The organism is Pseudomonas sp. EGD-AK9 (assembly GCF_000465935.2).
Taxonomy (GTDB): domain Bacteria; phylum Pseudomonadota; class Gammaproteobacteria; order Pseudomonadales; family Pseudomonadaceae; genus Aquipseudomonas.
Map to the genome: position 1 here is coordinate 1 of NZ_AVOF01000071.1, position 10,253 is coordinate 10,253.

Consider the following 10,253-nt stretch of genomic DNA (forward strand, 5'->3'; position numbering starts at 1 on the left):
GGCATGGATGGTCTCGACCCGCCCGCGCACCGCGCCCGCCCCTGCGGCCTGATGCGCCGCCGCCTGAGTCGCCGCATTGATCGCACCATGCACCTCGTCCACCGAGTCCTGCACCGACTGCTGCAGGCGCGCGCTGTCGCGCAGCACCTGCAACCCCTGATGCCCCTGCTCGCCGGCCTGGGCGATGCTCGCCACCGCCTCCTGCGCACCGCGCTGCAGGGCGGCGATATGCGCCTGGATATCGCCGGTGGACTGCTGGGTCTTGCTCGCCAGCGCGCGCACCTCGTCGGCCACCACGGCGAAACCGCGCCCGCTCTCGCCGGCACGCGCCGCCTCGATGGCGGCATTCAGCGCGAGCAGGTTGGTTTGCTCGGCGATGGACTGGATCACCGTCAGCACCACCTCGATCTGCTCGCTCTGCTTGGCCAGCCGCTCGATCACCGCCGAGCCATCGGCCACCCGCGCCACCAGGCCTTCGATCAGGACCGACAGACGCTGGGCGATGGCCGCATTGTCGTGCGCCGCCTGGCGAATACTGGCTACCCGCTGCAACGCCTCCTGCATGGCCTGGCTCTCGGCCTGCGCCTCGTCGGCCATCTGCTCCAGCGCCTGCAGGCTGCCGGCGACCTCGTCGCGCTGGCGCCCGGCGGCAGCTTCGGCGGCCACGCCACGCAGGGTCAGGCTGCGAATCTGCTCGCCGGTGCGCAGCGCCACCTCGCCGGATTCGCGCACGATGGGCTGCAGCTTGGCGATAAAGCGATTGACCGCAGCGGCCATCTCACCCACCTCGTCACGACTGTCGATGCTCACCCGCCGAGTCAGGTCGCCCTCGCCCGCCGCCAGGTCGTTCAGCGCCGCACTGAGTAGACGCAGGCGGCTGAGCACGCGCCAGCCGAGCACCAGCGCCACCGCCAGCAAGGTCAGCGCACCGACCGCCAGCAGCCCCAGGGCGATACTCCAGCGCAGACCATCGGCAGCCAGGCGCACCGACTCGCCGCCGTTGCGCGCCATCTCCGCGGTGTAGCCTTCGGCAGCCTGCAGGCGTGCCTGCAACGCCCGCGTGCTGTCCTCGGCGGCGCCCGCCAGGCTGCTGTCGACCAGCTCGCCGGCACCACCGACCAGCGCCTGGAAGCGCCCATCCAGGGCCGCCAGCTCGGCCTCGACCAAGGCCAGCGACATGCCCATCTGCACCTTGCCGATGCGCGCGCCCATGGGGTTGATGTCCACCTCGAGCAGGTACACCCGCGGATCGCGTGAGGCGGCGTCGACCAGCTTGTCCAGCGGCGTGTCGCCCTGGCCGGCCGCGACCAGTTCGCGCACCAGCGTGTTGCTGCGGTTGAAATTGCGCGTCAGGCGCTTGCCGTCGGCGTCGTAGAACACCGCGAAGAGCACCGCCGGGTCCTGCTGGGCGATACGGGTCAACGCGGTCAAGGCCGGCACGTCGTCGTCCCAGATGGCCTTCGGCGCCACGCCGGCCAGCAACTGCGCCAGCGCCGTGCCGGACTGCTTGAGGCTGTCTTCGAGCACCCGGCGCAGTTGCGCCTGCTCGCTCTTGAGCTGCGCCGAGAGGCCTTCGCCGAGACGGCTGCGGGTATTGCCCGCCAGCGCGGCGAGACCCTGGGTCATCTCGCGCTCGGCCGCATTCAGCTCCTCGCCCAGGCGTCGGCTCTCGCCGCCCAGGCGCTGCGCCAGATCCTCGACCATGCCGTCGACCGAGGCACGCATCAGCCACACCGCCAGCCCCACCTGCACCAACATGGCCAGGCCGAGGGCGACGAACACCGGGCGCAGCAGGCGGCTGCGCAACATCGAAACAATGGCGAACACTGGCGGGACTCCTCAACGACCATTACCGCTATAACGGCGACTTCCGCGATTTATTGAGCGCAAGCAAGGCGCATGCCCGCGCGTCAGACGCAAAGAGCCTTCCACCCGCCCGGCTGGCAGGGCACAAAAAAGCCGCCCGAAGGCGGCTCTTTCAACTCGACAGCGCCCCGATCAGGCGAACGGATGACGCAGGACGATGGTCTCGTTGCGATCCGGGCCGGTGGAGATGATGTCGATCGGCGCACCGACCAGCTCTTCCACACGTTTGATATAGGCACGAGCAGCGGCCGGCAGGTCTTCCAGGGTCTTGGCGCCCAGGGTGGACTCGCTCCAGCCCGGCATTTCCTCGTAGACCGGCTGCAGGCCGAGGTAGCTGTCAGCGTCGGTCGGCGCATCGACCAGCACCTGGCCGCCCGCATCCTTGTAGCCGGTGCAGATACGGATGGTTTCCAGACCGTCGAGCACGTCCAGCTTGGTCAGGCACAGCCCGGAGATGCTGTTGATCTCGATGGCGCGACGCAGGATCACCGCGTCGAACCAGCCGCAACGACGGGCACGGCCGGTGGTGGCGCCGAACTCGTGGCCACGCTTGGCGAGGAAGGCGCCGACGTCGTCGAACAGCTCGGTCGGGAACGGGCCGGAGCCGACACGGGTGGTGTAGGCCTTGGTGATGCCGAGGATGTAATCCAGGTACAGCGGGCCGAAACCGGAGCCGGTGGCGATGCCGCCAGCGGTGGTGTTGGAACTGGTCACGTAGGGATAGGTGCCGTGGTCGATGTCCAGCAGCGAGCCCTGGGCGCCTTCGAACATGATGTCCTTGCCTTCGCGGCGCAGGTCATGCAGCACGGCGGTGACGTCGGCCATCATCGGCTTGAGCAGCTCGGCGTATTCCATGCACTCGTCCAGGGTCTTCTGGAAGTCGATGGCCGGCTCTTTGTAGAAATTGACCAGCTGGAAGTTGTGGTAATCCAGCAGCTCGCCCAGCTTGGCGGCGAAGCGCTCGCGATGGAACAGGTCGCCGACGCGCAGGCCGCGACGGGCCACCTTGTCTTCGTAGGCCGGGCCGATGCCACGGCCGGTGGTGCCGATCTTGGCATCGCCGCGGGCCTTCTCGCGCGCCTGATCCAGCGCCACGTGGTAGGACAGGATCAGCGGGCAGGCCGGGCTGATGCGCAGGCGCTGACGCACCGGTACGCCCTTCTCTTCCAGCTTGGTGATCTCGCGCAGCAGCGCATCGGGCGCCACCACCACGCCGTTGCCGATCAGGCACTCGACGCCGTCGCGCAGGATGCCGGACGGAATCAGGTGCAACACGGTCTTCTCGCCGTCGATCACCAGGGTGTGACCGGCGTTGTGACCGCCCTGATAACGCACCACTGCGGCGGCCTGCTCGGTGAGCAGATCGACGATCTTGCCCTTGCCCTCATCACCCCACTGGGTGCCCAGGACGACGACATTCTTACCCATAAACTTGTCCTCTTCGCGCAAGCTTCGATGCCGGCCGCGGGCCGGCGAAAATGAATTCAGGACGCCAGGGGCGCCACCTGCCAACGTCCGTCACGCAGCGCCAGCAGGCGATCGCAGCCCGCCTCGCGCGCATCCGCCTCGCTCTGCCCGGGCAGCGCCTGGACCACGCGCTGGCCTTCGCTGCGCAGGCGACGCACGGCCTGCCACAGGTAGAGATCGTGACTGTCCGGCGCCCAGACGCCGGCGGCCGGCTCGTCCAGGCGCATATCGCCGAGACTGACCAGGGTCTTGAGGTCGGTGGAAAAGCCAGTGGCCGGGCGCGCCCGGCCGAAATCGGCGCCGATGTCGTCGTAGCGCCCGCCCTGGGCGATGGACTGGCCGACCCCCGGAACGAAGGCGGCGAACACCACACCGGTGTGATAGTTGTAGCCGCGCAGCTCGCCGAGGTCGAAGTACAGCGGCAACTCCGGGTAACGCAGTTCCAGGGCGTCGGCGATGGCCATCAGCTCGTCCAGCGCCGCGTGCACCGCCTCCGGCGCCTCGACCAGCGCAGCCTGGGCCAGGTCCAGCACCTCGCGCCCGCCGCACAGCTCGGCCAGGGCACGCAGCATGCTACCCAGGCCCGCCGGCAGCCCGGCGGTCAGCTCGGCGATCTCGTCCATGGCCTTGCGCTGCAGGGCGTCGAACAGCTGCTGCTCGACCTCGGCGGACAACTCGGCGGCACGCGCCAGGCCGCGGTAGATGCCGACGTGACCGAGGTCCATGTGCACATCGGGCACCGCCGCCAGTTCGAGCATCTCGACCAGCAGGCTGATCACCTCGATATCGCTGGCCGGGCTGGCGTCGCCATAGAGTTCGGCGCCGAGCTGGATCGGGCTGCGCGAGGTGGTCAGCGCACGCGGCTGGGCATGGACCACGCTGCCGGCGTAGCACAGCCGGTTCGGCCCTTCACGGCGCAGGGTGTGCGCATCGATGCGCGCCACCTGCGGGGTGATGTCGGCACGAAAGCCCATCTGCCGACCGGACAGCGGGTCGGTGACCTTGAAGGTGCGCAGGTCGAGGTCCTGACCGGCGCCGGTCAGCAGGGATTCCAGGTACTCGATATGGGGGGTGACGACGAACTCGTAACCCCAGCGTTGAAACAGATCCAGCACCTGGCGGCGGGCTGCTTCGATGCGCGCCGCTTCCGGCGGCAGTACTTCTTCGATGCCATCTGGCAGCAGCCAGCGGTCTACCGTTGCCATTTCGCCATTCCCCTCTCGATCCGGGCGGCACAAGCCTTCAGTGAAGCAGATATAGAAGGGCCGTACCCAGCAGCATGCTGGCCAGCCCCATAAGGCGCAGTCGGCGGTCGGGCAGCCGGGCTGCCTGCAGTACCGCTCCGCGCCACTGGCGCGGATAGAGGAAGGGCAGGATGCCTTCCAGCACCAGCATCAGACACAGAGCAATGCCGAGTTCCTGCCACATGATTCCCACAGACGCAAAAAAGCCGGGATTTTCCCGGCTGCCGCATGATACCACGCTAAAAGCTTCAAGCCACAAGCTTCGAGCTGCAAGTCGTCCACCTGCAGCTCGAAGCCGCTCTTTTAGGGCTTGGCCTTCTCCAGATAGCGGAAGAAGTCGCTGCCCGGGTCGAGCACCAGTACGTCGCGCTTATCGGCGAAGCTCTCGCGGTAGGCGCGCAGGCTGCGGTAGAAGGAGTAGAACTCCTGATCCTGGCCATAGGCGCGGGCATAGATCGAGGCGGCCTCGGCGTCGCCGTCACCGCGCAGCTCTTCGGCCTCGCGGTAGGCTTCGGCCAGCAGCACGCGGCGCTGACGGTCGGCGTCGGCACGGATGCCTTCGGCGAGCTCGCGACCCTTGGCGCGGTGTTCGCGCGCCTCGCGCTCACGCTCCGTGCTCATCCGCTCGAACACGCTGCGGTTGACCTCGCGCGGCAGGTCGATGGCCTTGACCCGCACATCCACCACCTCGATGCCCAGCTCGCGCTCGGCGGCGCGGTTGAGGGTCGCGGTGACGTCGGCCATCAGCGCATCGCGCTCGCCGGATACCGATTCGTGCAGGGTGCGCTTACCGAACTGGTCACGCAGCGAAGCTTCCAGACGACGCGCCAGACGCTCGTCGGCCACCTGCTTGATACCCGAGGTGGACTGATAGAAGCGCTCGGCGTCCTTCACCCGCCACTTGGCGTAGGCATCGACCATCAGCGCCTTCTTCTCCAGGGTCAGGAAGCGCGAGGAAGTCGAATCCAGGGTCAGCAGACGACCGTCGAAGATGCGCACCTGGTTCACATAGGGGATCTTCACATGCAGGCCAGGCTGCACATCCGGCTGCACCACGCGGCCGAACTGCAACAGCACCGCACGCTCGGTCTGCGCCACGATATAGAAGCTGTTCCATGCCACCAGGGCCAGAACCACGGCCGCAATCAGGCCGATCAGGGACTTGTTGCTCATCAACGACTCTCCCTAGAACGATCATTGCGCGGCGAGACCTGAATGTTCGACGCGCCGGTCGAACCGCCGACGCTGCCGGCGCCACTGATATTGCTTGGCGCAGCGCCGCTGCGGCTGTCGATCATCTTGTCCAGCGGCAGATAGAGCAGGTTGTTCTGTCCCTTGTCGCCGGTCACCAGCACCTTGCTGGTGTTGCTCATCAGCTCCTGCATGGTGTCCAGGTACAGCCGCTCGCGGGTGACCTCGGGCGCCTTGCGGTACTCGGCGACCAGCTTGCTGAAGCGGTCCGCCTCACCCTGGGCGCGAGCGATCACTTCGTCGCGGTAACCGTTGGCTTCTTCGAGCATGCGCTGGGCCTGACCGCGCGCTTCCGGGATCACCCCGTTGGCGTAGGATTCGGCCTGGTTCTTCTCGCGCTGCTCGTCTTCACGGGCACGGATCACGTCGTCGAAGGCTTCCTGCACTTCGCGCGGCGCCGCCGCGCTCTGGATGTTCACCTGGGTGATGGTGATGCCGGTGCGGTAGTTGTCGAGGAAGCGCTGCAGGCGCTCGCGCACCTCGCTGGCCATCAGCTCACGACCCTCGGTCAGCACCTGGTCCATCTCGGTGGAGCCCACCACGTGGCGCACGGCGCTGTCGGTAGCGTGCTGCAGGCTGACTTCCGGCTGGTCGACGTTGAGCACGAAGTCCTGCAGGTTGCTGATGCGGTACTGCACGGTCAGTGGCACTTCGATGATGTTCTCGTCCTCGGTGAGCATCGCCCCTTGCTTGCTGTAGGCACGCTCGCGAGTGACGTTCTCCTGGAACTTGCGGTCGATCGGCGGGAAATAGAGGTTCAGGCCGGGGCCGACGGTTTCGTGGTACTTGCCGAAGCGCAGCACCACCGCCTGCTCCTGCTCGTCGACCACGTAGATGGCGCTGTACAGCCAGATCACGGCCAGCAGGCCGAGACCGACGAACAGCAGGCCGAAGCCGCCACCGCTGCGGCCGGAATCGTCGTCACCCCGTTTCTTGCCGCCGCCGAACAGCCCGTTGAGGCTTTCTTGCAGCTTGCGGAACGCTTCGTCGAGATCCGGCGGGCCCTGCCGGCCACCGCCTTTGCGGCCGCCCCAAGGGTCTTGATTGTTCGAGTTGCCACCCGGCTCATTCCAAGCCATAGCGTTCTCCGTACTGATAAAGCGAAGGCGCGCCCACGGCGCGCCCGCCAATGCTACCCAATGCCCGATGGCGGCGGCAAAGCCACTGCCCCGGGCTTTATTGCAAAGTGTGTTGCTCGATGAAGGCCTGCGGCTCCAGCCCTTCGCGACTGACCAGGCGATTGAGCTCGACCCGCGGCAGACGCACCGACAACAGACTCTGCCCCTGCTCGTCGTGCCCCTCGCTCTGCACCGCCCCGAGGGCGAAGAACTGCGCGCGCAGACGCCCCAGGCGCTGCGGCAACTGCAGGGTACCGACGAACAGATCCTCGCCGAGCAACTCGGCCACGGCCTGGCGCAACAACTCCAGACCACGCCCCTCGCGCGCCGACAACCACACCCGCAGCGGCTTGCCGTCGGCATCGCGCTGAATCTGCGGCTCGACACCTTCCAACAAATCCAGCTTGTTGTACACCTCGAGCATCGGCAACTCGTCTGCGCCGATCTCCTTGAGCACCGCCTGCACCTGCTCGATCTGCGCCATGCGCTCGGGCTCGTGGGCGTCGATCACGTGCAGCAGCAGGTCGGAGTTGCTCGATTCCTCGAGCGTAGCGCGGAAGGCCTCGACCAGCTTGTGCGGCAGATGGCGAATGAAGCCCACGGTATCGGCCAGCACTATGGGCCCGAGGTCGTCCAGTTCGAGCCGACGCAGGGTCGGGTCGAGGGTGGCGAACAGCTGATCGGCGGCATAGACCGCGGAGGCGGTCAGCGCGTTGAACAGGGTGGACTTGCCGGCGTTGGTGTAGCCGACCAGCGATACCGAGGGGATATCCGCGCGCCGACGCCCGCGCCGCGCCTGCTCGCGCTGGCTGCGCACCTTCTCCAGCTTCTGTTTGATCTGGCGGATGCGCACCCGCAGCAGGCGGCGGTCGGTTTCCAGCTGGGTTTCCCCCGGCCCACGCAGACCGATACCACCCTTCTGCCGTTCCAGGTGGGTCCAGCCGCGTACCAGGCGCGTGCTCATGTGGTCGAGCTGCGCCAGCTCGACCTGCAGCTTACCTTCGTGGGTACGCGCGCGCTGGGCGAAGATATCGAGGATCAGGCCGGTGCGATCGAGCACGCGGCATTCGAAGGCGCGCTCGAGGTTGCGCTCCTGGCTGGGGGTCAGAGTGTGGTTGAAGATGACCAGATCGGCCTCTTCAGCCTTGACCTGGTCGCGCAGCTCCTCGACCTTGCCGCTGCCGATCAGGTACTTGGCGGTCAGGCGGCTGCTCGGCACGCTGAAAAAGGCGACCATGTCGGCACCTGCCGACATGGCCAGCTCCTGGAACTCCTGGGGGTCTTCGCTCGCCTCGGAGTCTTGGCCGTCCAGATGAACCAGGATGGCCCGCTCACCGCCCTCATGACGCTCGAAGAACAATGCAGCCCCCTAGTCAGGCGTTACCCGGCTCGGCTTCGGCCTGTTCGGAGTCGCCGGCACTGGGCAGGCGCACCGGGCGGCTGGGCACGACGGTGGAAATGGCATGTTTGTAGACCATCTGGCTGACGGTGTTCTTCAGCAGGATGACGAACTGGTCGAACGATTCGATCTGGCCCTGCAATTTGATGCCGTTGACCAGATAGATGGAAACAGGGACGCGTTCCTTACGCAGGGTATTCAGGTAAGGGTCTTGTAGCGAATGCCCTTTTGACATGTGCCGCACTCCTTTCGAGGATCAATTTCAATAATTTTAGTAGGTAAACAATGGCTTCAGGCCGCCCCACCCCCAAGGATAGACGGCCAGCGGCAAGGTCTCAGTTCAATATGGAGACGCTTTGCAGGTATTTCAAGGCGCGAGACAGATTGTCGCAGGCCAGGCTGTCCAGCCAGTGCAGATCGTCCCAGCCGCGCAGCCAGGTGAACTGCCGCTTGGCCAACTGCCGCGTGGCGATCACGCCGCGCTCGACCATCTCCGCCCGCGACAACCCGCCGTCGAGGTATTCCCACACCTGGCGATAGCCTACCGCTCGTATAGACGGCAATCCCGCGTGCAAGTCACTTCGGCGGCGCAGGGCTTCGACCTCTTCGACGAACCCCTGTTCCAGCATCGCCTGAAATCGCCTGGCGATGCGCGCATGCAAGACCTGACGCTGCGCTGGAGCGATAGCAAGCTGCGCAACAGTATAGGGCAATTGCCCGGCGCCCGGCGCCCCTGCGTCGGGATTTCCCGCCGCCTGGCGCAGGCGGTGCTCGCTCATGCTCAGACCGCTGACGCGGTAGACCTCCAGCGCTCGGGTCAGGCGCTGTGGATCGTTGGGATGGATGCGCGCCGCCGATTCAGGATCGACCGCGGCCAGCTCGCGGTGCAGCGTCTCCCAACCTTCGACCGCGGCGCGCGCCTCCAACTCGGCGCGCACGGCGGGATCGGCGCTGGGCATATCGGCCAGCCCCTCCAGCAACGCCTTGTAATACAGCATGGTGCCGCCCACCAGCAGCGGGATGCGTCCGCGCGCAGCGCTCTCGGCCATGGCCGCCAGGGCATCGGCGCGAAATTCTGCCGCCGAATAGCTCTCGGCCGGGTCGCGAATGTCGATCAGAGCGTGGGGAAATTCCGCCAGAACGGCCTTGTCCGGCTTGGCGGTGCCGATGTCCATGCCGCGGTAGACCAGCGCCGAGTCGACGCTGATCAGGTCGCACGGCAGCACGCGGGCCAACTCCAGGGCCAGGTCGGTCTTGCCGGCGGCAGTCGGCCCCATCAGGAAGATGGCCGGCGGTAACGGCTTGGCCACTCAGCGCCCCCGCAGGAACAGCTTGTCGAGGTCGTCCATGCCCAGCTGGGTCCAGGTCGGCCGGCCGTGGTTGCACTGGCCGCTGCGCTCGGTCTGCTCCATGTCGCGCAGCAGGGCGTTCATCTCCGGCAGGGTCAGGCGGCGGTTGGCGCGCACCGCGCCGTGGCAGGCCATGGTCGCCAGCAGCTCGTTGAGATGGGCCTGGATGCGGTCGCTGGTGCCGTACTCCAGCAGGTCGGCGAGCACGTCGCGCACCAACTGGGTGGCCTCGGCCTGCTTGAGCAGCGCCGGAATCTGGCGAATCGCCAGGCTCTCCTCGCCCAGGCGCTGCAGCTCGAAACCGAGGCGTTGGAACCACTCGGCGTGCTCCTCGGCGCAGTCGGCCTCGCGCTGGCTGAGGGCGATGGACTCCGGCACCAGCAGCGGCTGGCCGCGCAGCCCCTCGCTGGCCATGGCCTGCTTGAGCCGTTCGTAGGTGATGCGTTCGTGCGCCGCGTGCATGTCCACCAGCACCATGCCCTGAGCGTTCTCGGCGAGGATATAGACCCCCTTGAGCTGGGCCAGCGCATAGCCCAGCGGCGGCACGTCGCCCTGCTCC

Annotated in this window: 9 protein-coding genes and 1 pseudogene; all 10 read right to left on the reverse strand. The window is 66.9% G+C overall.

Annotated features, from left to right (window positions below; genetic code table 11):
* Positions 1-1,827 (reverse strand): methyl-accepting chemotaxis protein (locus N878_RS03905; RefSeq protein WP_036987334.1); only part of this gene is annotated, 1,827 nt, incomplete at its 3' end.
* 171 nt (positions 1,828-1,998) lie between these two features.
* On the reverse strand, positions 1,999-3,294 hold the full coding sequence (locus N878_RS03910) for an adenylosuccinate synthase (protein WP_021442383.1): 1,296 nt from the start codon (positions 3,292-3,294) through the stop codon (positions 1,999-2,001).
* A gap of 56 nt (positions 3,295-3,350) precedes the next feature.
* A complete protein-coding gene (locus tag N878_RS03915) occupies positions 3,351-4,538 on the reverse strand; it encodes an ATP phosphoribosyltransferase regulatory subunit (RefSeq protein ID WP_021442384.1) in 1,188 nt (395 codons plus the stop codon).
* A 37-nt stretch (positions 4,539-4,575) separates the two neighbouring features.
* Entirely contained in the window at positions 4,576-4,761 is a 186-nt protein-coding gene (locus tag N878_RS03920) for a DUF2065 family protein (RefSeq protein ID WP_021442385.1), read from the reverse strand.
* A gap of 119 nt (positions 4,762-4,880) precedes the next feature.
* Positions 4,881-5,750, reverse strand: a complete 870-nt coding sequence (gene hflC, locus N878_RS03925; RefSeq protein WP_021442386.1) for a protease modulator HflC — start codon at positions 5,748-5,750, stop codon at positions 4,881-4,883.
* Positions 5,750-6,907: an FtsH protease activity modulator HflK gene (hflK, locus tag N878_RS03930; protein ID WP_021442387.1), complete on the reverse strand. Its 1,158-nt coding sequence runs from the start codon at positions 6,905-6,907 to the stop codon at positions 5,750-5,752. Before hflK ends, hflC begins: the two co-directional genes overlap by 1 nt.
* A 97-nt stretch (positions 6,908-7,004) precedes the next feature.
* The gene (gene hflX / locus N878_RS03935; RefSeq protein ID WP_021442388.1) at positions 7,005-8,306 is read right to left on the reverse strand and encodes a ribosome rescue GTPase HflX; all 1,302 of its coding nucleotides are present in this window, start codon (positions 8,304-8,306) and stop codon (positions 7,005-7,007) included.
* 13 nt (positions 8,307-8,319) lie between these two features.
* Positions 8,320-8,580 carry an RNA chaperone Hfq gene (gene hfq, locus N878_RS03940; protein WP_021442389.1) on the reverse strand — a complete coding sequence of 87 codons (261 nt, stop codon included), beginning with the start codon at positions 8,578-8,580 and terminating at the stop codon, positions 8,320-8,322.
* A 100-nt stretch (positions 8,581-8,680) separates the two neighbouring features.
* On the reverse strand, positions 8,681-9,622 hold the full coding sequence (gene miaA, locus N878_RS03945) for a tRNA (adenosine(37)-N6)-dimethylallyltransferase MiaA (RefSeq protein WP_031302711.1): 942 nt from the start codon (positions 9,620-9,622) through the stop codon (positions 8,681-8,683).
* A 33-nt stretch (positions 9,623-9,655) separates the two neighbouring features.
* Positions 9,656-10,253: pseudogene (mutL, locus tag N878_RS03950) on the reverse strand (DNA mismatch repair protein MutL); the annotation flags it as partial.

Bases quoted from the DNA above. Each gene is read 5' to 3' on its own strand.
- hflK (WP_021442387.1), bottom strand. From the start codon at position 6,907: ATGGCTTGGAATGAGCCGGGTGGCAACTCGAACAATCAAGACCCTTGG.
- N878_RS03910 (WP_021442383.1), bottom strand. From the start codon at position 3,294: ATGGGTAAGAATGTCGTCGTCCTGGGCACCCAGTGGGGTGATGAGGGC.
- N878_RS03920 (WP_021442385.1), bottom strand. From the start codon at position 4,761: ATGTGGCAGGAACTCGGCATTGCTCTGTGTCTGATGCTGGTGCTGGAA.
- hflC (WP_021442386.1), bottom strand. From the start codon at position 5,750: ATGAGCAACAAGTCCCTGATCGGCCTGATTGCGGCCGTGGTTCTGGCC.
- N878_RS03915 (WP_021442384.1), bottom strand. From the start codon at position 4,538: ATGGCAACGGTAGACCGCTGGCTGCTGCCAGATGGCATCGAAGAAGTA.
- hfq (WP_021442389.1), bottom strand. From the start codon at position 8,580: ATGTCAAAAGGGCATTCGCTACAAGACCCTTACCTGAATACCCTGCGT.
- miaA (WP_031302711.1), bottom strand. From the start codon at position 9,622: ATGGGGCCGACTGCCGCCGGCAAGACCGACCTGGCCCTGGAGTTGGCC.